Source organism: Streptomyces sp. NPDC001744 (assembly GCF_042892575.1).
Classification (GTDB): Bacteria; Actinomycetota; Actinomycetes; order Streptomycetales; family Streptomycetaceae; genus Streptomyces.
On sequence record NZ_JBIAUG010000002.1, the window covers coordinates 363,156 to 389,315 of the forward strand.

The following is a 26,160-nucleotide window of genomic DNA, read 5'->3' on the forward strand; positions in this document are numbered from 1 at the left end:
ATCCGAAGGGGTGGCGAATGGTGGCGTTTCTTGAATTCCCCTCGTAGAGGGGCGATCGTGGGGTTACTTTCGGTACTCGAAACCGCAGGGGCGCGGCGCACGCGTGAGTATGCCGGAGGCAACCCGGTTTTCCGTTCGAAGGAGGGCGAACGCCGGACGGGAGCCGTGGGAGACGGCATCCTGTCAGGGGTTCGCACGACAGACGATCAGGTGGATGGGGGCGTTCCAGTGGGCGGCAACGGCGCAGACGGTACGACTGCCGGGAAGCGCCCGAACGAGCGACTGGGCTCGTGGTTCGTGCGCAGCGGCTGGTCCAAGGGGGAGCTGGCGCGCCAGGTGAACCGCAGGGCGCGCCAGATGGGCGCGCACCACATCTCCACCGACACCTCGCGCGTGCGCCGCTGGCTCGACGGAGAGCAGCCCCGCGAACCCATCCCGCGCATCCTCTCCGAACTCTTCTCCGAGCGGTTCGGCTCCGTCGTCGCCGTCGAGGACCTCGGCCTGCGCACGGCCCACCAGGCGCCCTCCGTCGCCGGCGTCGACCTCCCCTGGGCGGGCCCCCAGACCGTCGCCCTGCTCAGCGAGTTCTCCCGCAGCGACCTCATGCTCGCCCGCCGGGGCTTCCTCGGCTCCTCGCTCTCCCTCGCCGCCGGACCCGCCCTCGTCGAGCCGATGCAGCGCTGGCTCGTCCCCACCCCCGCCGGCGAGCGGCCCGCCGCCCCCGCCGACGCCCACCGCCCCCACCGGCTCTCCGAGGTCGAGCTCAACCTCCTGGAGTCCACCACCTCGATGTTCCGCAAGTGGGACGCCCAGTGCGGCGGCGGACTGCGCCGCAAGGCCGTCGTCGGACAGCTCCACGAGGTCACCGACCTCCTCCAGGAGCACCACCCCGCCGCCGTCTCCAAGCGCCTCTTCACCTGCGCCGCCGAACTCGCCGAACTCGCGGGCTGGATGAGCTACGACGTCGGCCTCCAGCCCACCGCCCAGAAGTACTTCGTGCTCGCCCTGCACGCGGCCAAGGAGGCCGGGGACAAGCCCCTCGGCTCGTACATCCTCTCCTCCATGAGCCGCCAGATGATCCACCTCGGCCGGCCCGACGACGCCCTCGAACTCATCCACCTCGCCCAGTACGGCAGCCGGGACTGCGCCACCGCCCGCACCCAGGCCATGCTGTATGCGATGGAGGCCCGCGCCTACGCCAACATGGGCCAGCCCTCCAAGTGCAAGCGGGCCGTCCGGATGGCCGAGGACACCTTCGCCGACGCCGGTCTCGACGGCGAGCCCGAGCCCGACTGGATCCGCTTCTTCTCCGAGGCCGAGCTCAACGGCGAGAACTCCCACTCCTACCGGGACCTCGCCTATGTCGCCGGACGCTCGCCGACGTACGCCTCGCTCGCCGAACCCCTCATGGAGCGGGCCGTCGACCTCTTCGGGAAGGACGCCGACCACCAGCGGTCGTACGCCCTCAACCTGATCGGCCTGGCCACCGTCCACCTCCTCAAGCGCGAGCCCGAGCAGTCCGTCGTCCTCGCCGAGAAGGCCCTGGGCGTCGCCCGCAGCATCCGATCCGAGCGGGTCAACACCCGGCTCCGCAAGACCGTCGACCACGCCGCCCGCCACTACAGCGACATCGCCGAGGTCGTCCAGCTCACCGACCGGCTCACCCAGCTCCTGCCCGAGGCCGCCGAAGCGGTCTGACCCCTCCGCCGGGCCCCGCGGGGCCCGCACCGACCCCGGCCGCGCCGGGCGTCCCGTACCACCCGACTCGGCTCCCCCGCCGCAAGGTCACACGGACGCCCGACGCGGCCGGTCCGCGTCCCCGGGCCTTCCGGCCGCCCGTGTGCCGCCGCGCGCGGAGAGTACACCGTGCCCCGCCCGTGACCCGCGTGTTCACGTTCGCGTAACACGGCCCACGCCTTCGTCACCGCCCCGAAACACCGGGCGGCACCGGCGGAAACCGTGCCGGGGGAATCTCTGGCTCATCACCGGCCCCCCACGGAGCCGGCCACTCCCCGGCCCCGCCCCGCACAGGCCGCATCCGACGAGGAGACGCCGATGGCACCAGCCGTCACGACCCTGGCCGCAGACGCTCCCGAGCTGTCCGCCGCCAACACCGGGTTCATGCTCATCTGCTCCGCCCTGGTCATGCTGATGACCCCGGCACTCGCCTTCTTCTACGGAGGCATGGTCCGCGTCAAGTCCACCCTCAACATGCTGATGATGAGCTTCGTCAGCCTCGGGATCGTCACGATCCTGTGGGTGCTCTACGGCTTCAGCCTCGCCTTCGGCACCGACAAGGGCTCGATCGTCGGCTGGTCCTCCGACTACGCCGGCCTCAGCGGCATCGGCATCACCGAACTGTGGGACGGCTACACCATCCCCGTCTACGTCTTCGCCGTCTTCCAGCTCATGTTCGCGGTCATCACCCCCGCCCTCATCAGCGGCGCCCTCGCCGACCGCGTCAAGTTCACCGCCTGGATCCTCTTCGTCACCCTCTGGGCCACGGTCGTGTACTTCCCCGTCGCCCACTGGGTCTGGGGCTCCGGCGGCTGGCTCTTCGAGATGGGCGTCATCGACTTCGCCGGCGGCACCGCCGTCCACATCAACGCCGGCGCCGCCGCCCTCGGCGTCATCCTCGTCATCGGCAAGCGGGCCGGCTTCAAGAAGGACCCGATGCGCCCGCACAGCCTCCCGCTGGTCATGCTCGGCGCCGGACTCCTCTGGTTCGGCTGGTTCGGCTTCAACGCCGGCTCCTGGCTCGGCAACGACGACGGCGTCGGCGCCGTGATGTTCGTCAACACCCAGGTCGCCACCGCCGCCGCCATGCTCGCCTGGCTCGCGTACGAGAAGGTCCGCCACGGCTCCTTCACCACCCTCGGCGCCGCCTCCGGAGCCGTCGCCGGACTCGTCGCCATCACCCCCTCCGGCGGCGCCGTCAGCCCCCTCGGCGCGATCGCGGTCGGCGCCGTCGCCGGCCTGCTGTGCGCCATGGCCGTCGGCCTCAAGTACAGGTTCGGCTACGACGACTCCCTCGACGTCGTCGGCGTCCACCTCGTCGGCGGTGTCGTCGGCTCCCTCCTCGTCGGCCTCTTCGCCACCGGCGGCGTCCAGTCCGACGCCAAGGGCCTCTTCTACGGCGGCGGCCCCGAACAGCTGGGCAAGCAGGCGATCGGCGTCCTCGCGGTCCTCGCCTACTCCCTGATCGTCTCCGCGCTCCTCGCCCTGGCCATCGACAGGACCATGGGCATGCGGGTCGCCGAGGACGTCGAGGTCTCCGGCATCGATCAGGTCGAGCACGCCGAGACCGCCTACGACTTCAGCGGCGCCGGCGGCGGCACCTCCTCCCGCTCCGCCGCCCCGGCCGCCCCGACCGTCCCGCAGAACAAGAAGGTGGACGCATGAAGCTCATCACCGCGGTCGTGAAGCCGCACCGGCTCGACGAGATCAAGGAGGCCCTCCAGGCGTTCGGCGTCCACGGCCTCACCGTCACCGAAGCCAGCGGCTACGGCCGCCAGCGCGGCCACACCGAGGTCTACCGGGGCGCCGAGTACACCGTCGACCTCGTCCCCAAGATCCGCGTCGAGGTCCTGGTGGAGGACGAGGACGCCGAACAGCTCATCGAGGTCGTCGTCAAGGCCGCCCGGACCGGCAAGATCGGGGACGGCAAGGTGTGGAGCGTGCCGGTCGAGACCGCCGTACGGGTCCGCACCGGCGAACGCGGCCCGGACGCGCTGTAGGCACACATGAGGAGCCGCCGGATGACGAGCCCCGGAACCAGCGAACGGAACGAGAACCCGGCACCCGGCGGTCACGCGGCGGCCCGGCTGCTCCTCCTCCGGGAGGAGGGGCGGTCCGGGCCGCCGCGCCGCGCCGCCCTCGCCCGCCTCACCGACGACTGGCTCACCGGTCTCTTCGCCGCCGCCGCGCCGCCCCCCGGCACCGCCCTCGTCGCCGTCGGCGGCTACGGCCGCTCCGAACTCTCCCCCCGCAGCGACCTCGACCTCCTCCTGCTCCACGACGGCAGCGCCCGCGGCGCCGAGATCGCCGCCCTCGCCGACCGGATCTGGTACCCGGTGTGGGACGCCGGCCTCGCCCTCGACCACTCCGTCCGCACCCCCGCCGAAGCCCGCGCCACCGCCGCCGGGGACCTCAGGGTCCACCTCGGCCTCCTCGACGCCCGGCCCCTCGCCGGAGACGCCGGACTCGCCACCGCCCTGCGCGCCACCGCCCTCGCCGACTGGCGCCGCCGGGCACCCGAGCGCCTTCCCGGACTCGGCGCCCTCTGCCGCGAACGCGCCGAACGCGCGGGGGAGCTGCGGTTCCTCCTCGAACCCGACCTCAAGGAGGCCCGCGGCGGACTGCGCGACGCCCAGGCCCTCCGGGCCGTCGCCGCCTCCTGGATCGCCGACGCCCCCCGCGCGGGACTCGACCGCGCCCGCCGGTGCCTCCTCGACGTCCGCGACGCCCTCCACCTGACCACCGGCCGCGCCACCGACCGGCTCGCCCTCCAGGAACAGGACGCCGTCGCCGCCGCGCTCGGCCTCCCCGACGCCGACGCCCTGCTCCGCGAGGTGTACGAGGCCGCCCGGACCCTCTCGTACGCCGCCGACGTCACCTGGCGCGAGGTCGACCGCGTCCTCGGGGCCCGCTCGGCACGGCCCCGGCTCCGGTCCCTCCTGGGCGGCCGGCCGGTGACCGGACGGGCGGGCGGCGGGAAGCCGCCGATCGAACGCACCCCGCTCGCCGAGGGCGTCGTGGAGATGGACGGCGAGGTCGTCCTCGCCCATACCGCCAAACCCGAACGCGACCCCGTCCTCACCCTGCGCGCCGCCGCCGCGGCCGCCCAGTCCGGACTCCCGCTCTCCCCGCACGCCGTGCGCCGGCTCGCCGCCACCGCCAAGCCCCTCCCGGTGCCCTGGCCCGCCGAGGCACGCGAGGAGCTCGTCACCCTCCTCGGCGCCGGAGCGGCCACCGTCCCCGTCTGGGAGGCCCTGGAGGCCGAGGGGATCGTCACCCGGCTCCTCCCCGGCTGGGAACGCGTCCGCTGCCGGCCCCAGCGCAACCCCGTCCACACCTGGACCGTCGACCGCCACCTCGTGGAGACCGCCGTACGGGCCGCCGCGCTCACCCGCCGCGTCGGCCGCCCCGACCTCCTCCTCGTCGCCGCCCTCCTCCACGACATCGGCAAGGGCGGGCCCGGCGACCACTCCGTCGCCGGCGAGGCCGTCGCCCGCGACCTCGCCGCCCGCATCGGCTTCGACCGCACCGACACCGCCACCGTCGCCACCGCCGTCCGCCACCACCTGCTCCTCGTCGAGACCGCCACCCGGCGCGACCTCGACGACCCCGCCACCGTCCAGACCGTCGCCACCGCCGTCGGCACCCTCGGCACCCTGGAGCTCCTGCACGCCCTCACCGAGGCCGACGCCCTCGCCACCGGCCCCGCCGCCTGGTCCTCCTGGCGCGCCTCGCTCGTCGCCGACCTGGTCGAACGGGTCGCGGGCGTCCTCGCCGGGGAACCCCCGCCCGACCCCGGGACCGCCGCGCCCGACGCCGCGCAGGAACGCCTCGCCGTCGAGGCCCTGCGCACCGGCGGACCCGTCCTCACCCTCCGCACCCGGGCCGAGGGGCGGACGGAGGGCGACGCGGACGGCACGGCCCCCGAGCCCGTCGGCGTCGAACTCGCCATCGCCCTGCCCGACCGGCCCGGCGTCCTGCCCGCCGTCGCCGGCGTCCTCGCCCTGCACCGCCTCACCGTCCGTGCCGCCGACCTGCGGGCCGTGGACCTCCCCGCCGGGCTCGGCTCCGGCTCCGTCCTCCTCCTCGACTGGCGCGTCGCCGCCGAGTACGGCTCCCTGCCCGAGGCCGCCCGGCTCCGCGCCGACCTCGTCCGCGCCCTCGACGGCTCCCTCGACATCCCCGCCCGCCTCGCCGAACGCGAGGCGGCCCACCCCCGGCGCCGGGGCCTCACCGCCCCGCCGCCCCGCGTCACCGTCGCCGCCGCCGGCTCCCGCCTCGCCACCGTCATCGAGGTCCGCGCCCAGGACGCCCCCGGCCTCCTCCACCGCATCGGCCGCGCCCTGGAGGGAGCGGCGGTACGGGTCAGGAGCGCCCACGTCTCCACCCTGGGCGCCAACGCCGTCGACACCCTGTACGTGACCCGGCCGGACGGCTCCCCGCTGCCCCCGGGGGAGGCGGCGGACCTGGCGAGGACGCTGGAGGCGGCGCTGGGATGACCCGGGTGCGCACCGGCCGCCGGGCGCGGGGCGCTTCCCGCGCGTGCGGGGACCACGGACTCCCGGCGGGCGGGGAGGATTCCCCGGCCGGGCCGGATACCCTGGAGGGCGATTCCCCGCCCCCGACCTCAAGGACCGACGAGCGCCGTGTTCGATACTCTCTCCGACCGCCTGAGCGCGACCTTCAAAAACCTCCGGGGCAAGGGTCGCCTTTCCGAGCAGGACATCGACAGCGCGGCCCGGGAAATCCGTATCGCCCTCCTCGAGGCCGACGTCGCCCTGCCGGTCGTGCGCGAGTTCATCCGGAACGTCAAGGAGCGGTCCCTCGGGGCCGAGGTCTCCAAGGCGCTGAACCCGAGCCAGCAGGTCGTCAAGATCGTCAACGACGAGCTGGTCTCGATCCTCGGCGGCGAGACCCGCCGCCTCCGGTTCGCCAAGTCCGGCCCGACCGTGATCATGCTCGCCGGTCTCCAGGGCGCCGGCAAGACCACCCTCGCCGGAAAGCTCGGCCTCTGGCTCAAGGGCCAGGGCCACTCCCCGCTGCTCGTCGCCTGCGACCTCCAGCGCCCCAACGCCGTCAACCAGCTCTCCGTCGTCGCCGACCGCGCGGGCGTCGCCTTCTACGGCCCCCAGCCGGGCAACGGCGTCGGCGACCCGGTCCAGGTCGCCAAGGACTCGATCGAGCACGCGCGCACCAAGCTCTACGACGTCGTCATCGTCGACACCGCCGGCCGCCTCGGCATCGACCAGGAACTGATGCGGCAGGCCGCGGACATCAGGGACGCGGTCTCCCCCGACGAGATCCTCTTCGTCGTCGACGCCATGATCGGCCAGGACGCGGTCAACACCGCCGAGGCGTTCCGCGACGGCGTCGGCTTCGACGGCGTCGTGCTCTCCAAGCTCGACGGCGACGCCCGCGGTGGTGCCGCGCTCTCCATCGCGCACGTCACCGGCAAGCAGATCATGTTCGCCTCCAACGGCGAGAAGCTGGACGACTTCGACGCGTTCCACCCGGACCGCATGGCGTCCCGCATCCTCGGCATGGGCGACATGCTCTCCCTCATCGAGAAGGCCCAGCAGACCTTCGACGAGGAAGAGGCCGCCAAGATGGCCTCGAAGCTCGCGTCGAAGAAGGGCCAGGAGTTCACGCTCGACGACTTCCTGGCCCAGATGGAGCAGGTCCGCAAGATGGGCAGCATCAGCAAGCTGCTCGGGATGCTGCCCGGCATGGCCCAGATGAAGGAGCAGATCAACAACATCGACGAGAAGGACGTCGACCGCACGGCCGCCATCATCAAGTCGATGACCCCGGCCGAGCGCCAGGACCCGACCCTCATCAACGGCTCCCGCCGCGCCCGCATCGCCAAGGGCTCCGGCGTCGAGGTCAGCGCGGTCAAGGGCCTGGTCGAGCGGTTCTTCGAGGCCCGCAAGATGATGTCCCGCATGGCCCAGGGCGGCGGCCTGCCGGGCATGCCCGGCATCCCCGGCATGGGCGGCGGCCCCGGCCGCCAGAAGAAGCAGGTCAAGCAGGCCAAGGGCAAGCGCAAGAGCGGCAACCCGATGAAGCGGAAGGCCGAGGAGCAGGCCGCCGCCGAGCGCCGCGAGCAGGCCCAGCAGGGCGGCGCCTTCGGTCTGCCCGGGGCGGGCCAGAGCCCGAAGGACTTCGAGCTGCCGGACGAGTTCAAGAAGTTCATGGGCTGACGTCCCGCAGGGGCGGTACGGCTCGTAGGACTCGTACGGCTCGTACGAGGAGGGGCCCGGGGCGGTGCGACACCGCCCCGGGCCCCTCCTCATCCCTCTGGACCGCCCGCGATGCCCGGTTCCTCCCGCTCTCCCATACTGGGGCCACCGCCACCCGGAGGAGAGTCACGTGGCCGACCCCGCACCCCCGCGCGACCGGACCGACCAGCCCTGGCGCTCGGAGGGGGCCCCGCCGCCCCCGTCGCCGAAGAAGCGGATGCCGGGCGGCTGGGGCGGACTGATCCTCACCGCGCTCGTCGTGTACCTGCTGACCAACATCGTCCTGTCGTTCTTCAACGACGGCGACGGGCCGACGATCTCGTACACCGAGTTCGACAAGCAGGTCGCCGCCGGGAACGTCACCAAGATCTACTCCAAGGGCGACGCGATCCAGGGGCAGCTCAAGAACAAGCGGCCCGTCCCCGACGGCAAGGGCGACTACACCACGTTCACCACCCAGCGGCCCGCCTTCGCCGACGACGACCTGTGGGCGCAGCTGACCGGGCGGAACGTCGTCGTCACCGCCGAACCGGTCGTCCAGGAGCGCAGCTTCCTCGCCAACCTCCTCCTCTCGCTCGCCCCGATGCTGCTGCTCGTCCTGCTCTGGGTGTTCATCGCCCGCCGGATGAGCGCGGGCATGGGCGGCGCCGGCGGCATGCTGGGCCGCAAACAGCCGCCCAAGCCGGTGGAGCTGGAGACCGGCAAGCGCACCACCTTCGCCGACGTCGCCGGCATCGACGAGGTCGAGGGCGAGCTCAACGACGTCGTCGACTTCCTCAAGAACCCGGACGCCTACCGGGCCATGGGCGCCAAGATGCCCCGCGGCGTCCTCCTCGCCGGACCCCCCGGTACGGGCAAGACCCTCCTCGCGCGGGCCGTCGCGGGCGAGGCCGGGGTGCCGTTCTTCTCGGCCTCCGCCTCCGGTTTCATCGAGATGATCGTGGGCGTGGGCGCCTCCCGGGTGCGGGAGCTGTTCGCCGAGGCCCGCAAGGTCGCCCCGGCGATCGTCTTCATCGACGAGATCGACACCATCGGCCGGGCCCGGGGCGGCGGCTCCGGGATGGGCGGCCACGACGAGCGCGAGCAGACCCTCAACCAGATCCTCACGGAGATGGACGGCTTCACCGGATCCGAGGGGGTCGTCGTCCTCGCCGCCACCAACCGCGCCGACGTCCTGGACCCCGCCCTCACCCGGCCCGGCCGCTTCGACCGGATCGTCCACGTCAACCCGCCGGACCGGGGCGGCCGCGCGGCCATCCTCCGCATCCACACCCGGCAGATCCCGCTCGCCGGGGACGTCGATCTGGAGCAGGTGGCCCGTACGACCCCCGGCATGACCGGCGCCGAACTCGCCAACCTCGCCAACGAGGCCGCGCTCCTGGCCGTCAAGCGCGGCCAGAAGGCCGTCACGCGGTCCGACCTGTCCGACGCCCTGGAGAAGGTCCAGCTCGGCGCGGAGCGGCCCCTGGTGATGCCGGAGGAGGAGCGGCGGCGGACCGCGTACCACGAGAGCGGCCACGCGCTGCTCGGCATGCTCCAGCCCGGCGCCGACCCGGTCCGCAAGATCACCATCGTGCCGCGCGGCCGGGCGCTGGGCGTCACGCTGTCCACCCCCGACGCCGACAAGTACGCCTACACCGAGGAGTACCTGCGCGGCCGGATCATCGGCGCCCTCGGCGGGATGGCGGCCGAGCAGGTCGTCTTCGGGACGATCACCACCGGCGCCGAGAGCGACCTGGAGCAGGTCACCGGCATCGCCCGGGGCATGGCGGGCCGCTGGGGCATGAGCGAGCGGGTCGGCCGCCTCACCGCCGTCCCGGGCGACGCCCAGCAGCCGTACGGCCTGTCGGCGGCCCCCGCGACCCTCGACACCGTCGACCGGGAGATGCGCCGGATCGTCGACGAGTGCTACGAGGCCGCCCTGCGGCAGCTCGGCGACCACCGGGACAAGCTGGACGCCCTGGCCGAGGCCCTCCTGGCGAACGAGACCCTGGAGGAGGACGCGGCCTACCGCGCGGCGGGCATCGCCCGCCCGGCCCCGGGCCCCGAGCCGGGCGTGGGCCCGAACCCCGAGCCGCCGGGGACGTGACGGGGGAGCGCGGGCGGTACGGGTGCCGGCGGCCGGGAAGTGCCGAGGCCCCGCAGCGCGGGCGGCCGGGGGAGCGGGCGGCACGGGTGTCGACCGGTCAGGGAGTGCGGGCGACCACGTACCGGAAGACGTTCGGCATCCACACCGTCCCGTCCGGGCGGACGTACGGGGCGAGCGCCTCCTCGACCTCCTTCTCCACCTGCGGGAGGTCCGTCGCGCGGACCGCCTCGTCGAAGGCGCCCGTCGAAAGGAGTCCCCGCACCGCGCTGCCCTCGTCCGCGTACCCGAAGGGGCAGGCGACCCGGCCCGCACCCTCCCGCCGCAGCCCCGCCCCGGCCACCAGCGCGTCCAGGTCCGGCTCCGGCCCCGGGCGGCGGTCCGAGAGCCGGGCCGCGACCCGCAGCACCGGTTCCGTGGCGCACCGCTCCGGCGGCCCCCATCCGGCGACGACGACCGCCGTGCCGGAAGGGGCCGTACGGGTGAGCGCCGGCAGCTCCGGAAGAAGGGCGTCCGTCATGTGGAAGGCCGTGATCACGTCGTACGGGGCGTACTCCGGCGGTCCGTGCGTGACCGCGACGCCCTCCGGAAGCCGCTCCCGGGCCAGCTCCGCGCGCGCGTGGTCCCGGTCCGCGCCGGCCACCCGCGCGCCCCGCGCGGCCGCCATGAGGAGGGCCAGGCCCGAGCCGCAGCCGAGGCCGAGGACCCGGGTGTCCGGGCCCACGCCGAGACGGTCGTACACCGCCTCGTACAGCGGGACGAGCATCCGCTCCTGGATCTCGGCCCAGTCGCGCGCGGGGTGGTGCGGAACGAGCGTGGGTGTCATGAAAAGCGCCCCAATCCGTGGTCGGACGACGGCCCCCGTAGTCAGGGAACTCCCCTTCCGGGGCCGCGTCCAGTGGTCGGGCCGCACCGATTCGCCCGGGGGAGGGGCGGTGTGCGCCCGCGCGCGCGGACCCTGTAATGTCCCCGCAACACTCCACGGCCGCCCCGACCCCCGGCGGGTGCGCGCACCCGGTCCACGCGCCGGGGCGTATGCGCCGCTACGTACGGGCATGGGGCCGCCCGGGCGGCTTCTCCGCAGATCGGCGTACTGGCCCTCGTCCGGACGCATCGGAGCCAACTGACGGGTAAGTGCAAAATATTTGGGATGCCCCGGAATGGAACCCGGGAGCGCTCCGGCTCGTTGTACCCGACGTGAGCACGACACCACCTGTTCTCGCCGCAGAGCTGGCACAGGCGTGGGCCGACATTCAGCGGCACCACCCCGAGCTGCCCGACCTTGCCGCGCCCGAATCCCTCATCGGAGAGTCCTCGTCCGCCTGCGGCGCCGAACTCTCCTTCGAACGACTCCTCCACGAGGCGGTCCACGGCATCGCCGCGGCCCGGGGGGTCCGCGACACCTCCCGCGCCGGCCGGTACCACAACCGCCGCTTCCTCGCGATCGCCGAGGAGATGGGTCTCGACCACTCCGAGGAGCCGCACGCCAGCAGCGGCTTCTCCCTGGTCACGCTCAACGCGGAGGCCAGGCGGCGGTACCGCCCCACCATCGAACGGCTCCAGCGCGCCCTCAAGGCCCACACGGTCGCCACCGCCGCCGACACCAAGCGCTCCTTCCGCGGACCGGCCGCCCGGCACGGTTCCTCGGGCGGCGGCGTCCGGGTCAAGGCCGTCTGCGACTGCGGGCGCAACGTGCGCGTGGTCCCCTCGGTGCTCGCCCAGGCCCCGATCGTCTGCGGCGGCTGCGGCAAACCCTTCCGCATCCCGGAGACGGTGGGCGCCGCCAACTGAGGCCCCGGCGTGTGGCACAATGGCTAGCTGTACTCGACAGTCGCACAGGACCCCTCTCTCCTCCGGCTGACGCGTCCATCGGGCATCCGAGTACCGCAACCCCACGTGGCATCTCAAGTGCCCAACCACGTCAAGACCAGGAGACACCACTCCAGTGGCAGTCAAGATCAAGCTCAAGCGCCTCGGCAAGATCCGCCAGCCGCACTACCGCATCGTCGTCGCCGACTCCCGCACCCGTCGTGACGGTCGCGCGATCGAGGAGATCGGCCTCTACCACCCGACGTACAACCCGTCGCGTATCGAGGTCGACTCCGAGCGTGCGCAGTACTGGCTGTCCGTCGGCGCCCAGCCGACCGAGCCGGTCCTCGCCATCCTGAAGCTCACCGGCGACTGGCAGAAGCACAAGGGCCTCCCGGCCCCCGAGAAGGCCCTGCTCGTCCCGGCCACCAAGGAGGCGAAGCGCGCCTCGTTCGACGAGTTCGCGAAGACCCTCGAGAGCGGCGACGACAAGGGTGAGGCCATCACCCCCAAGGCCAAGAAGGCCGACAAGAAGGCTGACGAGGCCGAGGCCGCGTCCACCGAGTCGACCGAGGCCTGATCATGCTCGAGGAGGCTCTCGAGCACCTCGTGAAAGGCATCGTCGACAACCCCGACGAGGTGCAGGTCGCCTCGCGCGACCTGCGCCGGGGCCGCGTGCTGGAGGTCCGGGTCCACCCCGAGGACCTCGGCAAGGTGATCGGCCGCAACGGCCGCACCGCGCGTGCGCTGCGCACCGTCGTGGGCGCCATCGGCGGCCGCGGCATCCGCGTCGACCTCGTCGACGTGGACCAGGTCCGCTGAGCGGACCGACAGCATCGTCTTGAGCAGTGCCGGCACGGGCCGGGGAGGGCTTACGGGCCCGCCCCGGCCCGTTGTCGTACGAGCCGTGTGACAGGAGAGTGGCAAGCAGTGCAGTTGGTAGTCGGGCGGATCGGTCGCGCCCACGGCATCAAGGGCGAGGTCACCGTCGAGGTGCGGACGGACGAGCCCGAGCTCAGGCTCGGCCCCGGTGCCGTACTGCTCACCGACCCCGCCCCCACCGGACCGCTGACCATCGAGAGCGGCCGGGTCCACAGCGGCAGGCTGTTGCTGCGCTTCGAGGGCGTCCGCGACCGCAACGCCGCCGAGGCCCTGCGCAACACCCTCCTCATCGCCGAGGTCGACCCCGAGGAGGTGCCCGAGGAGGAGGACGAGTACTACGACCACCAGCTGATCGACCTCGACGTCGTCCTCACCGACGGCACCGAGATCGGCCGGATCACCGAGATCTCCCACCTGCCGTCCCAGGACCTCTTCATCGTCGAACGCCCCGACGGCACCGAGCTGATGATCCCCTTCGTCACCGAGATCGTCACCGAGATCGACCTGGAGGACCAGCGGGCCGTGATCGATCCGCCGCCCGGCCTGATCGACGACCGTGCCGAGATCGCCTCCGCCCGCGAGGAGTCGGACGACGAGTCCCGCGAGGAGGACGCGTGAGGCTCGACGTCGTCACGATCTTCCCCGAGTACCTCGAACCGCTGAACGTCTCCCTCGTCGGCAAGGCGCGCGCGCGCGGACAGCTCGACGTCCACGTCCACGACCTGCGCGACTGGACGTACGACCGGCACAACACCGTCGACGACACCCCGTACGGCGGCGGCCCCGGCATGGTCATGAAGACCGGCCCCTGGGGCGACGCGCTCGACCAGACGCTCGCCGACGGGTACGAGGGCGGCGCCCACGGGCCGGTCCTCGTCGTCCCCACCCCCAGCGGCCGGTCCTTCACCCAGGAACTCGCCGTCGAACTCTCCGAACGGCCCTGGCTGATCTTCACCCCGGCCCGCTACGAGGGCATCGACCGCCGCGTCGTGGACGAGTACGCGGCCCGGATGCCGGTCTACGAGGTCTCCATCGGCGACTACGTCCTCGCCGGCGGCGAGGCGGCGGTCCTCGTCGTCACCGAGGCCGTCGCCCGCCTCCTGCCCGGCGTCCTCGGCAACGCCGAGTCCCACCGGGACGACTCCTTCGCCCCCGGGGCCATGGCCAACCTCCTGGAGGGCCCCGTCTACACCAAGCCCCCCGAGTGGCGCGGCCGGGGCATCCCCGACGTCCTCCTCAGCGGCCACCACGGGAAGATCGCCCGCTGGCGGCGCGACGAGGCGTTCCGGCGCACCGCCGCCCACCGGCCCGACCTCATCGAGCGCTGCGATCCCGCCGCCTTCGACAAGAAGGACCGGGAGGTCCTCTCGATGATGGGATGGGCCCCCGGGCCCGACGGCCGATTTTGGCGCAGGGTCGAGGACGTGGAAGAATAGGCCGCTGCCGTCCGTCCGGCGCGCGCCCCTGCCACAGGGGGAACGACGCCGCCAGGAGCGAACGGCCTCTGCGACCACCTTCGAACGTACCGCTGATGACCTGTGGCATCAGCGAGGAAAGAGACCTCCATGGCCTCCCTGCTCGACCAGGTCAACGCGGCTTCCCTCCGCTCCGACCTCCCCGCCTTCCGTCCCGGCGACACGGTGAACGTCCACGTGCGCGTCATCGAGGGCAACCGCTCCCGCATCCAGCAGTTCAAGGGCGTCGTCATCCGCCGCCAGGGTTCGGGCGTCAGCGAGACCTTCACGGTCCGCAAGGTCTCGTTCTCCGTCGGCGTCGAGCGCACCTTCCCGGTCAACAGCCCGATCTTCGAGAAGATCGAGGTCGTGACCCGCGGTGACGTCCGTCGCGCCAAGCTCTACTACCTCCGCGAGCTGCGCGGCAAGGCCGCCAAGATCAAGGAGAAGCGCGACCGCTGAGCCCCGGCTCCCGGAACGCGCGACGCTTCCGGTTCCCCGCAGGAGCGGGCCGGATAGGCTTTGCCGGCGATGGACACCGAAGCACAGCACACGGAGCGCGACCCCTCCTCCCGCACGGAATCCCGTACGCACCCCCGTACGGACTCCGGCACGGAGGAGGAGTCGCGCTCCGTACGCGTTTCCGAGGACCCCCGGCCCGGACCGCCGCACCGGACCGCGCCCTCCTGGCGCCGCACCGTCCTCACGGGCGGCGCCTGCGTGCTCTTCCTGCTGCTCCTGAGCCACTTCGTGCTGCAGCCGTTCCTCATCCCCAGCCGCTCCATGGAGCCCACGCTCCGGGTCGGCGACCGGATCCTCGTGAACAAACTGGCCTACCGCTCCGGTGACGGGCCGCGCCGCGGCGACGTCGTCGTCTTCGACGGCACCGGCTCCTTCGTACGGGAGGAGCCCCGGAACAACCCCGTCACGGGCCTCCTGCACGACGCGGCGGCCGCCCTCGGCCTCGCGGAGCCCGACGGGACCGACTTCGTGAAGAGGGTCGTCGGCACCGGCGGCGACCGGGTGGTCTGCTGCGACGGGGACGGCCGGCTCACCGTCAACGGCGTCACCGTCACGGAGCGGTACCTGATGCCCGGCGACCGGCCCTCCGGCGTGCCCTTCGACATCGTGGTCCCCCCGGACAGGCTCTGGGTCATGGGCGACCACCGCAGCCAGTCCAGCGACTCCCGCGACCACCTGGGAGACCCCGGCGGCGGCATGGTCCCCGTCGACCGGGTCGTCGGCCGCGCCGGCTGGATCGTCTGGCCCTTCGGACGCTGGTCCGCCGTACCGGGCACCGACGCCTTCGCCGCCGTACCGGCCCCGCCGGCCGGCGGACACGGCACGGCGCCGGCCGGGCGCGAGGAGCGGTCCGGCGGGGAAACCGCCGACGAGCGGGCCGCCGGCGGGGCGGGGAGCCGTGGGTAGCCGGGGCCGGTCGTCCGGCGGACCCCGTCACGCCCCGGACCGGGGCGTGACGGGGCCCGGCCGGGCCGAACGGCGCAGACTCGCCCGCAAGGTCAAGCGGCGGCGGCAGCGCTCCGCGATCCGGGAGATCCCGATCCTGGTCGCGGTGGCCGTGCTCATCGCCCTCGTCCTCAAGACCTTCCTCGTCCAGGCGTTCGTCATCCCCTCCGGCTCCATGGAACAGACGATCCGCGTCCACGACCGGGTCCTCGTCGACAAGCTCACCCCCTGGTTCGGCTCCCGGCCCCGGCGCGGCGACGTCGTCGTCTTCAAGGACCCCGGCAACTGGCTCCGGCACGAGGACGCGCCGCCCGCCGACGACCCCGTCGGCGTCAAGCAGGTCAAGCAGGCCCTCACCTTCATCGGACTGCTGCCCTCCGCCGACGACCAGGACCTCATCAAGCGGGTCGTCGCCGTCGGCGGGGACACCGTCCGCTGCTGCGGCGAGGACGGGCGGCTCACCGTCAACGGCGTACCGCTGGACGAGCCGTACCTGCACCCCGGGAACCCGCCGTCCGCCATCCCCTTCGAGGTGAGGGTCCCCGAAGGGCGGATCTTCGTCCTCGGCGACCACCGCTCCGACTCGGCCGACTCCCGCTTCCACCTCGACGAGAAGGACCACGGCACCGTCGCGGAGGAACAGGTCGTCGGGCGTGCCGTGGTGATCGCCTGGCCCGTCGGCCACTGGCGGCGCCTGGAGGAGCGGAAGACCTTCGACGGCGTACCGGACGCCCGTGCGGAGGACGACAAGGCGTCCGGCCCGTCGCATAGTGTGTCCCAGCGGAATCTGAACGGATTGCCCGGGCTCCCGACCCCTGCGGAACTTCTGCTCGTTATGGGAGTGGTGGGCCCGTCCCTTTCCCGGGGCGGGCGTTCTCACGGACTGAGGAGTGGATGTGGGGGATTTGGCCCTCGGCGCACGATCCGGACACGATGAGCCCGAGAAGAGGGCCGAAGAGGCCAGGGGCGACGAGGTGACGGGTGACGACGTGACGGACGACGGGGTGTCGCACGGCGACGGGACGGCCGGTTCCGGCGACGGGGCGGACAGGTTCGAGGTCGGGGAGGCCCGGTCCGGCAAGGCTCCCAGGAAGCAGCGCTCCTTCTGGAAGGAGCTGCCCCTCCTCATCGGCGTCGCCCTGGTGCTCGCCCTGTTGATCAAGACCTTCCTGGTGCAGGCGTTCTCGATCCCCTCGGAATCGATGATGAACACCCTCAAGAAGGGCGACCGGGTCCTCGTCGACAAGCTGACCCCCTGGTTCGGCTCCGAGCCCGAGCGCGGCGAGGTCGTCGTCTTCCACGACCCGGGCGGCTGGCTGGAGACCGCGGAGACCCCCAAGCCGAACGTCGTGCAGAAGTTCCTCAGCTTCATCGGCCTCATGCCGTCCGCCGAGGAGAAGGACCTCATCAAGCGCGTCGTCGCCGTCGGCGGCGACACCGTCTCCTGCAAGGAGGGCGGCAAGGTCGTCCTCAACGGCGTGGCACTCGACGAGACCTCCTACCTCTACCCCGGCTCCGTGCCCTGCCAGGACTCCTTCGGCCCGATCAAGGTCCCCGAGGGCCGCATCTGGGTCATGGGCGACAACCGCCAGAACTCCCTGGACTCCCGCTTCCACCAGGAGCTCCCCGGCGGCGGCACCGTCGCCGCCGACCAGGTCGTGGGCCGCGCCGTCGTCGTCGCCTGGCCCGTCACCCGCTGGGCCACCCTCCCCGTGCCCGGCATCTTCGACCAGCCCGCCCTCAACAAGGCCATGGGCGCCGCCCCGCTCGGCGCGGCGAGCCTCGCCGGGGCGCTCCCGCTGGTCCTGTGGCGCCGGAAGAAGCAGCTCGAACGGCATACCGCCGAGTAGAACCCCGCGGGTAGTGTGCCGTCCCGGACCGTCGACAGACCTCTGGGGTGCACATGAGCGGGACCATACGGACCAAGGGCGGCCACGGCCGTCTCGGCAGCGCGCTGTCGGGACTGGCCGTGGCCGTCGGCTGTGTGCTCTTCCTCGGCGGGTTCGTCTGGGGCGCCCTGCTCTACCGGCCGTACACCGTCCCCACCGACTCCATGACCCCCACCCTCGACGTCGGCTCCAAGGTGCTCGCCGAACGCGTCGGCGGCGACGAGGTGAAGCGCGGTGACGTCATCGTCTTCACCGACCCCCTGTGGGGCTCCTCGCCCATGGTCAAGCGGGTCGTGGCCGTGGGCGGCGACACCGTCGCCTGCTGCGACGCGACCGGCCGCCTCACCGTCGACGGCAGGGGCGTCGACGAGCCGTACCTCAGGCCCGGACCCGGCGGCCGGACGGTCGCCTCCGGCCAGGAGTTCTCCGTGACCGTCCCCGCGGGCAACCTCTTCCTCCTCGGCGACGACCGGCACACCTCCCTCGACTCCCGCAGCCACCTCGAGGACGCCGGCCGGGGCACCGTGCCCCGCTCCGCGGTCACCGCCCGGGTCGACGCCGTCGTCTGGCCCGCCAAGGGCCTCCTGGAACCCCAGCCGGGCTTCGCCGCCCTCCCGGGCGGGGTCTCGCGGCCGGGCCCGTTCCACGCGCTCCTCACGGCGATCGCGGCCGGGGCCGTACTGGTCCTCGCGGGCGCGGCGTACGGACCGGTGGCACGGCTCCTGACGCGGGGCACGGGCGGGCAGCGGTCCGGGACGCGCGAGAGGGTGGGGGGATGACGGGAGACGCGCGGGGCGCGGGAGCGGGCCGGGACGGAACGGAGAGGAAGACGGGGGAGACGGGGGAGCGTGGGGCGGGGGTAGGGGCCGGGGCGCGGGGAGCGGAGACGGAAGCGCCGGGGACGGAAGCCGGGGCCGTACGCCGGAAGGTGGCCCGGGTCGTCCTGCTCGACGCCGACGACCGCGTCCTGCTCCTGCACGGACACGAGCCGGGGAACCCCGACGACTCCTGGTGGTTCACCCCCGGCGGCGGCCTGGAGGGCGACGAGACCCCGGAGGAGGCGGCACTGCGCGAACTCGCGGAGGAGACCGGCATCACCGAGGTCGATCTCGGACCCGCGATCTGGAGCCGGTACTGCTCCTTCCCCTTCGCCGGACGCCGCTGGGACCAGGACGAGACGTACTACCTCGCCCGCACCCGCCGGACCGGGGCCGCACCCGGACCGCGGTCCCTCACGGAGCTGGAGACCCGCAGCATCGCGGGCCTGAGATGGTGGACCTCCGCCGAACTGTCGGCGGCCCGTGAGACGGTGTACCCGACCAGGCTCGCCGAGCTGCTGCGCACGCTGCTCGACGAGGGACCTCCGCGTGCACCGGTCGCCCTCGCCCCGGACATCGTCCCGGGGACGCGTGCGGCTGACGCACAATAGGGGGACGCACGGCTGAAGGGGAACATGCCATGAGCGCCGAGGACCTCGAGAAGTACGAGACCGAGATGGAGCTGAAGCTCTACCGGGAGTACCGCGATGTCGTCGGGCTGTTCAAATACGTGATCGAGACCGAGCGGCGCTTCTACCTCACCAACGACTACGAGATGCAGGTGCACTCGGTGCAGGGCGAGGTCTTCTTCGAGGTCAGCATGGCCGACGCCTGGGTCTGGGACATGTACAGGCCGGCCAGGTTCGTCAAGCAGGTCCGTGTCCTCACCTTCAAGGACGTGAACATCGAGGAGCTCAACAAGAGCGACCTCGAACTCCCCGGCAGCTAGGAGAACCACCCTCGCGGGTGAGCGGGTTTTCCACAGCCCCACCGCCGTCCACAGCGCCGCACACGGAACGCCCCACCACGTCACAGTCGGTGACGGAGGTGGTCCGTATGAACACGACCGACAGGACCGGTGCCACCCGCGCACTCGGACGGTACGGAGAAGAACTGGCGACCCGCCGGCTCACCGCGACCGGCATGCACATCCTCGCCCGCAACTGGCGCTGCGGCCGGACCGGAGAGATCGACATCGTCGCCCGGGACGGCGACACCCTCGTCATCTGCGAGGTCAAGACCCGGCGCCACGGCGCCTACGAACACCCCATGGCAGCCGTCACGCCCCGCAAGGCCGAACGGCTCCGCCACCTCGCCGACTGCTGGCTCGACCGCAACGACACCCCGGCACCCGCCGGCGGCGTCCGCATCGACCTCGTCGGCATCGTCCTGCCCCGCCGCGGCGCACCCGTCCTCACCCACGCCCGGGGGGTGGCCTGATGGGCTTCGCCCGCACCTGCTCCGTGGCCCTCGTCGGCGTCGAAGGCGTCGTCGTCGAAGTACAGGCCGACCTCGAACCCGGCGTCGCCGCCTTCACCCTCGTCGGCCTCCCCGACAAGAGCCTCACCGAGAGCCGCGACCGCGTCCGCGCCGCCATCGTCAACTCCGGCGCCGAATGGCCCCAGAAGAAACTCACCGTCGGCCTCAGCCCGGCATCCGTCCCCAAGGGCGGCAGCGGATTCGACCTGGCCGTGGCGGCGGCCGTCCTCGGCGCCGCCGAGCGCATCGACCCGCGCGCCATCGCCGACCTCGTCCTCATCGGCGAACTCGGACTCGACGGGCGCGTCCGCCCCGTCCGCGGAGTCCTGCCCGCCGTCCTCGCCGCCGCCGAGGCCGGATACCGGCAGGTCGTCGTCCCCGAACGGACCGCGGGCGAAGCCTCCCTCGTCCCCGGCGTCTCCGTCCTCGGCGTCCGCAGCCTCCGCCAGCTGATCGCCGTCCTCACCGACGAACCCGTCCCCGACGAGGAACCCACCGAAGAGGGCCGGCCCGACGCCATGCTCTCCGGACTCCTCGTCCCCGGCGCCGGCATCGGCACCGGACTCGCCGCCGACCCCGCCGAAGGACCCGACCTCGCCGACGTCGCGGGCCAGCACCGCGCCCGCCGCGCCCTGGAGATCGCCGCCGCCGGCGGCCACCACATCCTGCTCTCCGGCCCGCCCGGCGCCGGGAAGACCATGCTGGCCGAACGCCTCCCCGGCATCCTCCCGCCCCTCACCCGGCAGGAATCCCTGGAGGTGACCGCCGTCCACTCCGTCGCCGGCATCCTCCCGCCCGGCGAACCCCTCGTCCGCCGCGCCCCCTACTGCGCACCCCACCACTCCGCCACCATGCAGTCCCTCGTCGGCGGCGGCAACGGCCACCCCAGGCCCGGCGCCGTCTCCCTCGCCCACCGCGGCATCCTCTTCCTCGACGAAGCCCCGGAATTCTCCGGAAAGGCCCTCGACGCGCTCCGTCAGCCCCTCGAATCCGGACACGTCGTCATCGCCCGCGCCGCCGGCGTCGTCCGCCTCCCCGCCCGCTTCCTCCTCGCCCTCGCCGCCAACCCCTGCCCCTGCGGCCGGCACACCCTGTACGGCGCCGGCTGCGAATGCCCGCCCTCCCTCGTCCGCCGCTACCAGGCGCGCCTCTCCGGACCCCTGCTCGATCGGGTCGACCTCCGCGTCGAGGCCGAACCCGTCACCCGTGCCGACCTCCTCGGCCGGGGCGACCGGGGGGAAGCCACCGCCGTCGTCGCCGCACGCGTCCGCGAAGCCCGCGCCCGTGCCGCCGCGCGCCTCGCCGACACCCCCTGGAGGGTGAACAGCGAGATCCCCGGCCACGAACTCCGCACCCGCCACCACGCGGCCCCCGGAGCCCTCGCCGAAGCCGAACGGGACATCGAGCGCGGCCTGCTCACCGCACGCGGTCTCGACCGCGTCCTGCGCGTCGCCTGGACCGTCGCCGACCTCGCCGGACACGACCGGCCCGACCACCAGGACATCGCCCTCGCCCTCGAAATGCGCACCGGCGTCGCCCGTGGCGTACCCGCCGGAACGGGGAACCGCACATGACCACCCGACCCGACCCGCCCGCCCCCACGGACGAACGGCTGGCCCGCGCCGCCCTCACCCGCACCGCCGAACCCGGCGACGAACACGCCGGCCGGTGGCTCCGCCACTACGGGGCCACCGGCTTCCTCCGAGAACTCCTCCACCCCGGCACCGCCCGACCCGCCCCCTCCGGTCCCGGCACCTCCCGCTCCGACGGCGACCCCTTCCCCGGCACCGGCCCCCGGCGCGTCGCCTCCTGGCGACTGCGCGCCGCCACCGCCGAACCCGCCCGCGACCTCGACACCGTCCACGCCCTCGGCGGCCGCTTCCTCATCCCCGGCGACACCGAATGGCCCAGCCAGCTCGACGACCTCGGAGACGCCCGCCCCCTCGGCCTCTGGGTCCGGGGCCCCGCCGACCTGCGCACCTGGGCCCTGCGCTCCGTCGCCCTCGTCGGCGCCCGCGCCTGCACCCCGTACGGCGCCCACACCGCCACCGGTCTCGCCACCGACCTGGCGAGAAAGGGCTGGGTCGTCGTCTCCGGAGCCGCCTACGGCATCGACGGCGCCGCCCACCGGGGAGCCCTCGCCGCCGACGGCGCCACCGTCGCCGTCCTCGCCTGCGGCGTCGACACCCCGTACCCCCGCGGCCACGACCGGCTCATCCGGCGCATCGCCGAACAAGGACTCGTCATCGGCGAACTGCCGCCGCGCAGCCACCCCACCCCCAGCCGCTTCATCCTCCGCAACCGCCTCATCGCCGCCCTCACCCGCGGCACCGTCGTCGTCGAGGCACAACACCGCAGCGGCTCCCTCGTCACCGCCCGCGCCGCCGCACGACTCGGCCGCCACACCATGGGCGTACCCGGCCCCGTCGCCAGCGCCCTCTCCGCCGGCGTCCACGAACTCCTGCGCGGCGACGCCACCCTCGTCACCGACGCCGACGAGATCGTCGAACTCGTCGGGGACATGGGCCAGCTCGCCCCGCCGCGCCGGGGGCCCGTCCTCCCCCGCGACCTCCTCGCCCCCGCCACGGCCCACGTCCTGGAAGCCGTACCCGCCCGCGGTCCCACCCCCACCACGGCCATCGCCCGCCGCGCCGGAACCACCCCCGACGCCACCCTCGCCAAGCTGTACGAACTCCACTCCCTCGGTTTCGTCGAACGCCACGGAGAGGGCTGGCGGTTGACGAACACGACCACCCGGGCGTCGAACGCGCGGCGAGGCGGTACTTGACCCGGAGCAATCGGGTGAAAAGGTGAAGCCGATGAACGACCGAGTCCTTCCGGCCACGACCGAGGGGCCGACACGCGCCACGGCCCCCGTTCGAAGACGTGGTCGACGGTGTCCCCCCGGAGCGGCGCGATGCGCCGATGTTCGCTCACCGCGACGGCGCACTCACGCTACGCTCACCGGGATTCCCCCTGCGACACCCGCACCGAGACACCCGACAGCAGAACGGCTCAAGGCGACGCATGCCCCAGCACACCTCCGGGTCTGACCGCGCCGCGGTGCCCCCAGCAGCCCGGGGCACCGTGCGTCCGTCCGCACCGACCTCCCTCGACGAACTGTGGCGTTCGTACAAGGACACGGGCGACGAGCGGCTGCGGGAACAGCTGATCCTGCACTACTCGCCCCTCGTCAAGTACGTCGCCGGACGGGTCAGCGTCGGGCTGCCGTCCAACGTGGAGCAGGCGGACTTCGTCTCCTCCGGCGTCTTCGGCCTCATCGACGCCATCGAGAAGTTCGACGTCGAGCGCGCCATCAAGTTCGAGACGTACGCCATCACCCGCATCCGCGGCGCCATGATCGACGAACTCCGCGCCCTCGACTGGATCCCGCGCTCCGTCCGCCAGAAGGCGCGCAACGTCGAACGCGCCTACGCCACCCTGGAGGCCCGGCTCCGCCGCACCCCCTCCGAGAGCGAGGTCGCCGCGGAGATGGAGATCACGCTGGAGGAACTGCACTCGGTCTTCAGTCAGTTGTCCCTGGCGAACGTGGTCGCCCTGGAGGAGCTGCTGCACGTCGGAGGCGAGGGCGGAGACCGCCTCTCCCTGATGGACACCCTCGAGGACACGGCCGCCGACAACCCCGTCGAGGTCGCCGAGGACCGTGAGCTGCGCCGGCTCCTCGCCCGCGCCATCAACACGCTCCCCGAACGCGAGAAGACGGTCGTCACCCTCTACTACTACGAGGGCCTCACCCTCGCCGAGATCGGTCACGTCCTCGGCGTCACCGAGAGCCGCGTCAGCCAGATCCACACCAAGTCCGTCCTCCAGCTCCGGGCGAAGCTGGCCGACGCCGGACGCTGAGCCCCGGGGCCGGTCGTACAGTGGAGCCGTGCCCAGGATTCGAGCGGCCTCGGTGGCCGAGCACCGGACGATGCAGCGCGGCGCCCTCCTGGACGCCGCGCGTTCCCTGCTGTCCGAGGGCGGGACGGAGGCGCTGACCTTCCCCGCACTCGCCGAACGCACGGGCCTCGCCCGCTCGTCGGTCTACGAGTACTTCCGGTCGCGCGCCGCCGTCGTCGAAGAGCTGTGCGCCGTCGACTTCCCCGTCTGGGCCGCCGAGGTCGAGACGGCCATGGCCGACGCCGGGACGCCCCGGGGCAAGGTCGAGGCGTACGTGCGCAAGCAGCTGGAACTCGTCGGGGACCGGCGCCACCGCGCGGTCGTCGCCATCTCCGCGAGCGAACTGGACGACGGCGCCCGCGAGAAGATCCGCGCGGCCCACGGCGGACTGGTCGCCATGATCGTCGAGGCGCTCGCCGCCCTGGGACAGCCCCGGCCCCGCCTGGGCGCCATGCTCCTCCAGGGCGTCGTCGACGCCGCCGTCCGCCGCATCGAGCTCGGCGCGGCCGAGGACCCGGCGGAGATCGCCGAAGCGGCGGTCACGATGGCCCTCCACGGCGTCGGCGGCTCTCCGGCCTGAGAGCCGGGGGAGCGCCTGGACGGCGTTCTCCGGGGCACTCGTCCGGGAGCGGTTCCCCGGCCCGGCCTGCACAGTGGCTTCCCCCTCCCCCCCGCCCCCTTCCCCCCCGCCCCCTCCCCCCACTCCCTCCCTCCTCCACCCCACCCCCGGTTCCCTCACCCTCCCCACGGCAGCAGGCGTGACGGTGCCCGTCCGATCAGGCGCAGGGGGTTCAGGTACCGGTCGCCCCGGAGGAGACCCCAGTGGAGGCAGTTTCGCGCGCAGTGGGTGCCGGGGGCGGCCCGGGCGATCGGTGCGCCCGCCCGGACCGGGATCCCGGCCGGGACCAGGGGGGTCACGGGGGAGAAGGTCGTGCGGAGCGGGGGAGTGCCCGTGCCGGGAAGGGTGAGGGTGAGGACGCCCCGGCCGCCGACCGGGCCGGCGAAGGCGACGGTGCCGGCCGCGGGGGCCAGGACCGGGGTGCCGGGCGGTGCGGCGAGGTCGACGCCGCGGTGGCCCGCGGCGTACGGGCCGGGCGGCGGCTGCCAGCCGCGGAGGAGCTCGGGCGGGTCCACCGGCCAGAGGAGGCCGAGGGCGAGGATCAGCGTCGTGAGGTGCATGGGGAAAGGTTCTCCGGGGCGCCCCGTTCGCAGGGGTCGCGGGCGGTTTCTGTGGACCGGGCGCCGGTTGTGGACAACGCCGTCACCCGCCGCCCCCGGGGTCCCGTACACTTCCTATGGCGACTCGGGACACCGGGTCGACTTCGCACGCCCCGCCACGGTCCTCACCGGCGGTGGCAGCGCCTTTCGGTCCCTCGCGGGCATGGCGCGCCGGGGCGTCAGGAACACAACCGAGAAACCCAAGGAGATACGGCCATGGCCGTCGTCACGATGCGGGAGCTGCTGGAGAGCGGCGTCCACTTCGGTCACCAGACCCGTCGCTGGAACCCGAAGATGAAGCGCTTCATCTTCACCGAGCGCAACGGCATCTACATCATCGACCTGCTCCAGTCGCTGTCGTACATCGACCGCGCCTACGAGTTCGTCAAGGAGACCGTCGCGCACGGCGGCTCCATCATGTTCGTCGGTACGAAGAAGCAGGCCCAGGAGGCCATCGCCGAGCAGGCGACGCGTGTCGGCATGCCGTACGTCAACCAGCGTTGGCTCGGTGGCATGCTCACCAACTTCTCCACCGTCTACAAGCGTCTGCAGCGCCTCAAGGAGCTCGAGCAGATCGACTTCGAGGACGTCGCCGCCTCGGGTCTCACCAAGAAGGAGCTCCTGGTCCTCTCCCGCGAGAAGGCCAAGCTGGAGAAGACCCTCGGTGGTATCCGCGAGATGCAGAAGGTGCCGAGCGCCGTCTGGATCGTCGACACCAAGAAGGAGCACATCGCCGTCGGTGAGGCGCGCAAGCTCCACATCCCGGTCGTCGCGATCCTCGACACCAACTGCGACCCCGACGAGGTCGACTACAAGATCCCGGGCAACGACGACGCGATCCGCTCCGTCACCCTGCTCACCCGCGTGATCGCCGACGCCGTCGCCGAGGGCCTCATCGCCCGTTCCGGTGCCGCGACCGGTGACTCGAAGCCGGGCGAGAAGGCCCAGGGCGAGCCGCTCGCCGAGTGGGAGCGCGACCTGCTCGAGGGCGAGAAGAAGGCCGACTCCGCCGAGGCCGAGGCTCCGGCCGCCGCCGAGGCCGAGACCGCCGAGGTCCAGACCTCCGCCGAGACCGAGAAGGTCGCGGACGCCGAGGCCGCCGACGCCCCGGCCGAGGCCGAGGCCGCCGAGCAGGCCTGACCCTCCAGGACCAGGACCTTCGGGTGACGACGGCGGGGG

The 26,160-nt window shown here is 73.0% G+C and carries 26 protein-coding genes; 24 read left to right on the top strand and 2 right to left on the bottom strand.

Going from position 1 to position 26,160, the window contains the following annotated elements; genetic code table 11:
• Positions 1–228: 228 nt before the first annotated feature.
• The 6 genes from ACFYZY_RS04125 to ftsH all read left to right on the top strand — a co-directional run bounded on the left by ACFYZY_RS04125 (position 229) and on the right by ftsH (position 10,065).
• Positions 229–1,698 (top strand): hypothetical protein, encoded by a 1,470-nt coding sequence (locus tag ACFYZY_RS04125; RefSeq protein ID WP_388689242.1) that lies wholly within the window; start codon positions 229–231, stop codon positions 1,696–1,698.
• 357 nt (positions 1,699–2,055) lie between these two features.
• Positions 2,056–3,402: an ammonium transporter gene (locus ACFYZY_RS04130; RefSeq protein WP_388689244.1), complete on the top strand. Its 1,347-nt coding sequence runs from the start codon at positions 2,056–2,058 to the stop codon at positions 3,400–3,402.
• Positions 3,399–3,737: a P-II family nitrogen regulator gene (locus ACFYZY_RS04135; protein ID WP_388689246.1), complete on the top strand. Its 339-nt coding sequence runs from the start codon at positions 3,399–3,401 to the stop codon at positions 3,735–3,737. Before ACFYZY_RS04130 ends, ACFYZY_RS04135 begins: the two co-directional genes overlap by 4 nt.
• A 21-nt stretch (positions 3,738–3,758) precedes the next feature.
• Entirely contained in the window at positions 3,759–6,236 is a 2,478-nt protein-coding gene (locus ACFYZY_RS04140) for a [protein-PII] uridylyltransferase (RefSeq protein ID WP_388689248.1), read from the top strand.
• Between the two features lie 147 nt (positions 6,237–6,383).
• Positions 6,384–7,937, top strand: coding sequence for a signal recognition particle protein (gene ffh, locus ACFYZY_RS04145; protein WP_388689249.1), 1,554 nt, complete (start codon positions 6,384–6,386; stop codon positions 7,935–7,937).
• Between the two features lie 169 nt (positions 7,938–8,106).
• A complete protein-coding gene (ftsH, locus tag ACFYZY_RS04150; RefSeq protein WP_388689250.1) occupies positions 8,107–10,065 on the top strand; it encodes an ATP-dependent zinc metalloprotease FtsH in 1,959 nt (652 codons plus the stop codon).
• A 97-nt stretch (positions 10,066–10,162) separates the two neighbouring features.
• On the opposite strand, the gene ACFYZY_RS04155 is transcribed toward ftsH, so the two are convergent.
• Positions 10,163–10,888 carry a class I SAM-dependent methyltransferase gene (locus tag ACFYZY_RS04155; protein ID WP_388689251.1) on the bottom strand — a complete coding sequence of 242 codons (726 nt, stop codon included), beginning with the start codon at positions 10,886–10,888 and terminating at the stop codon, positions 10,163–10,165.
• 371 nt (positions 10,889–11,259) lie between these two features.
• Here ACFYZY_RS04155 and ACFYZY_RS04160 point away from each other — a divergent pair, with 371 nt between their 5' ends.
• The 17 genes from ACFYZY_RS04160 to ACFYZY_RS04240 all read left to right on the top strand — a co-directional run bounded on the left by ACFYZY_RS04160 (position 11,260) and on the right by ACFYZY_RS04240 (position 24,343).
• Entirely contained in the window at positions 11,260–11,853 is a 594-nt protein-coding gene (locus ACFYZY_RS04160; RefSeq protein WP_388689253.1) for a hypothetical protein, read from the top strand.
• 154 nt (positions 11,854–12,007) lie between these two features.
• Entirely contained in the window at positions 12,008–12,451 is a 444-nt protein-coding gene (rpsP, locus tag ACFYZY_RS04165; RefSeq protein ID WP_053644511.1) for a 30S ribosomal protein S16, read from the top strand.
• A gap of 2 nt (positions 12,452–12,453) precedes the next feature.
• A complete protein-coding gene (locus tag ACFYZY_RS04170) occupies positions 12,454–12,693 on the top strand; it encodes an RNA-binding protein (protein ID WP_388689255.1) in 240 nt (79 codons plus the stop codon).
• A gap of 108 nt (positions 12,694–12,801) precedes the next feature.
• The gene (rimM, locus tag ACFYZY_RS04175; protein ID WP_388689257.1) at positions 12,802–13,371 is read left to right on the top strand and encodes a ribosome maturation factor RimM; all 570 of its coding nucleotides are present in this window, start codon (positions 12,802–12,804) and stop codon (positions 13,369–13,371) included.
• Complete coding sequence (gene trmD / locus ACFYZY_RS04180) at positions 13,368–14,189, top strand: tRNA (guanosine(37)-N1)-methyltransferase TrmD (RefSeq protein WP_388689259.1); 822 nt, start codon at positions 13,368–13,370, stop codon at positions 14,187–14,189. Before rimM ends, trmD begins: the two co-directional genes overlap by 4 nt.
• Positions 14,190–14,318: 129 nt before the next feature.
• Positions 14,319–14,669, top strand: a complete 351-nt coding sequence (gene rplS / locus ACFYZY_RS04185) for a 50S ribosomal protein L19 (protein WP_043229374.1) — start codon at positions 14,319–14,321, stop codon at positions 14,667–14,669.
• Between the two features lie 69 nt (positions 14,670–14,738).
• A complete protein-coding gene (lepB, locus tag ACFYZY_RS04190) occupies positions 14,739–15,635 on the top strand; it encodes a signal peptidase I (RefSeq protein ID WP_388689260.1) in 897 nt (298 codons plus the stop codon).
• Positions 15,628–16,611 carry a signal peptidase I gene (gene lepB, locus ACFYZY_RS04195; RefSeq protein ID WP_388689262.1) on the top strand — a complete coding sequence of 328 codons (984 nt, stop codon included), beginning with the start codon at positions 15,628–15,630 and terminating at the stop codon, positions 16,609–16,611. The genes lepB (ACFYZY_RS04190) and lepB (ACFYZY_RS04195) overlap by 8 nt, the downstream gene beginning before the upstream one ends.
• Complete coding sequence (gene lepB, locus ACFYZY_RS04200) at positions 16,580–17,524, top strand: signal peptidase I (RefSeq protein ID WP_388689379.1); 945 nt, start codon at positions 16,580–16,582, stop codon at positions 17,522–17,524. Before lepB (ACFYZY_RS04195) ends, lepB (ACFYZY_RS04200) begins: the two co-directional genes overlap by 32 nt.
• Before the next feature lie 53 nt (positions 17,525–17,577).
• Positions 17,578–18,342: a signal peptidase I gene (gene lepB / locus ACFYZY_RS04205; RefSeq protein ID WP_388689264.1), complete on the top strand. Its 765-nt coding sequence runs from the start codon at positions 17,578–17,580 to the stop codon at positions 18,340–18,342.
• Between the two features lie 149 nt (positions 18,343–18,491).
• The gene (locus ACFYZY_RS04210; protein ID WP_388689265.1) at positions 18,492–18,992 is read left to right on the top strand and encodes an NUDIX hydrolase; all 501 of its coding nucleotides are present in this window, start codon (positions 18,492–18,494) and stop codon (positions 18,990–18,992) included.
• Between the two features lie 29 nt (positions 18,993–19,021).
• Complete coding sequence (locus ACFYZY_RS04215) at positions 19,022–19,330, top strand: DUF2469 domain-containing protein (protein ID WP_005311352.1); 309 nt, start codon at positions 19,022–19,024, stop codon at positions 19,328–19,330.
• 107 nt (positions 19,331–19,437) lie between these two features.
• Positions 19,438–19,821, top strand: coding sequence for a YraN family protein (locus ACFYZY_RS04220; RefSeq protein ID WP_388689267.1), 384 nt, complete (start codon positions 19,438–19,440; stop codon positions 19,819–19,821).
• Positions 19,821–21,434, top strand: coding sequence for a YifB family Mg chelatase-like AAA ATPase (locus ACFYZY_RS04225; RefSeq protein WP_388689269.1), 1,614 nt, complete (start codon positions 19,821–19,823; stop codon positions 21,432–21,434). Before ACFYZY_RS04220 ends, ACFYZY_RS04225 begins: the two co-directional genes overlap by 1 nt.
• Complete coding sequence (dprA, locus tag ACFYZY_RS04230) at positions 21,431–22,648, top strand: DNA-processing protein DprA (protein ID WP_388689270.1); 1,218 nt, start codon at positions 21,431–21,433, stop codon at positions 22,646–22,648. The genes ACFYZY_RS04225 and dprA overlap by 4 nt, the downstream gene beginning before the upstream one ends.
• Positions 22,649–22,887: 239 nt before the next feature.
• Positions 22,888–23,724, top strand: a complete 837-nt coding sequence (whiG, locus tag ACFYZY_RS04235; RefSeq protein WP_388689272.1) for an RNA polymerase sigma factor WhiG — start codon at positions 22,888–22,890, stop codon at positions 23,722–23,724.
• Positions 23,725–23,776: 52 nt separating this feature from the next.
• Entirely contained in the window at positions 23,777–24,343 is a 567-nt protein-coding gene (locus tag ACFYZY_RS04240; RefSeq protein WP_388689381.1) for a TetR/AcrR family transcriptional regulator, read from the top strand.
• A 155-nt stretch (positions 24,344–24,498) separates the two neighbouring features.
• On the opposite strand, the gene ACFYZY_RS04245 is transcribed toward ACFYZY_RS04240, so the two are convergent.
• Positions 24,499–24,942: a murein hydrolase activator EnvC family protein gene (locus ACFYZY_RS04245; protein WP_388689274.1), complete on the bottom strand. Its 444-nt coding sequence runs from the start codon at positions 24,940–24,942 to the stop codon at positions 24,499–24,501.
• A 255-nt stretch (positions 24,943–25,197) separates the two neighbouring features.
• On the opposite strand from ACFYZY_RS04245, the gene rpsB reads away from it, so the two are divergent.
• Positions 25,198–26,121 (top strand): 30S ribosomal protein S2, encoded by a 924-nt coding sequence (rpsB, locus tag ACFYZY_RS04250; RefSeq protein WP_388689275.1) that lies wholly within the window; start codon positions 25,198–25,200, stop codon positions 26,119–26,121.
• Positions 26,122–26,160 lie beyond the last annotated feature (39 nt).

What these genes read in the sequence shown, in the direction of transcription:
- lepB (WP_388689264.1), top strand. Translation starts at nt 17,578, where the DNA reads ATGAGCGGGACCATACGGACCAAGGGCGGCCACGGCCGTCTCGGCAGC.
- ACFYZY_RS04225 (WP_388689269.1), top strand. Translation starts at nt 19,821, where the DNA reads ATGGGCTTCGCCCGCACCTGCTCCGTGGCCCTCGTCGGCGTCGAAGGC.
- ACFYZY_RS04140 (WP_388689248.1), top strand. Translation starts at nt 3,759, where the DNA reads ATGACGAGCCCCGGAACCAGCGAACGGAACGAGAACCCGGCACCCGGC.
- dprA (WP_388689270.1), top strand. Translation starts at nt 21,431, where the DNA reads ATGACCACCCGACCCGACCCGCCCGCCCCCACGGACGAACGGCTGGCC.
- ACFYZY_RS04220 (WP_388689267.1), top strand. Translation starts at nt 19,438, where the DNA reads ATGAACACGACCGACAGGACCGGTGCCACCCGCGCACTCGGACGGTAC.
- whiG (WP_388689272.1), top strand. Translation starts at nt 22,888, where the DNA reads ATGCCCCAGCACACCTCCGGGTCTGACCGCGCCGCGGTGCCCCCAGCA.
- ACFYZY_RS04135 (WP_388689246.1), top strand. Translation starts at nt 3,399, where the DNA reads ATGAAGCTCATCACCGCGGTCGTGAAGCCGCACCGGCTCGACGAGATC.
- ACFYZY_RS04245 (WP_388689274.1), bottom strand. Translation starts at nt 24,942, where the DNA reads ATGCACCTCACGACGCTGATCCTCGCCCTCGGCCTCCTCTGGCCGGTG.
- ACFYZY_RS04130 (WP_388689244.1), top strand. Translation starts at nt 2,056, where the DNA reads ATGGCACCAGCCGTCACGACCCTGGCCGCAGACGCTCCCGAGCTGTCC.
- ACFYZY_RS04215 (WP_005311352.1), top strand. Translation starts at nt 19,022, where the DNA reads ATGAGCGCCGAGGACCTCGAGAAGTACGAGACCGAGATGGAGCTGAAG.
- rplS (WP_043229374.1), top strand. Translation starts at nt 14,319, where the DNA reads ATGGCCTCCCTGCTCGACCAGGTCAACGCGGCTTCCCTCCGCTCCGAC.
- rpsB (WP_388689275.1), top strand. Translation starts at nt 25,198, where the DNA reads ATGGCCGTCGTCACGATGCGGGAGCTGCTGGAGAGCGGCGTCCACTTC.
- ACFYZY_RS04170 (WP_388689255.1), top strand. Translation starts at nt 12,454, where the DNA reads ATGCTCGAGGAGGCTCTCGAGCACCTCGTGAAAGGCATCGTCGACAAC.
- lepB (WP_388689260.1), top strand. Translation starts at nt 14,739, where the DNA reads ATGGACACCGAAGCACAGCACACGGAGCGCGACCCCTCCTCCCGCACG.
- ACFYZY_RS04155 (WP_388689251.1), bottom strand. Translation starts at nt 10,888, where the DNA reads ATGACACCCACGCTCGTTCCGCACCACCCCGCGCGCGACTGGGCCGAG.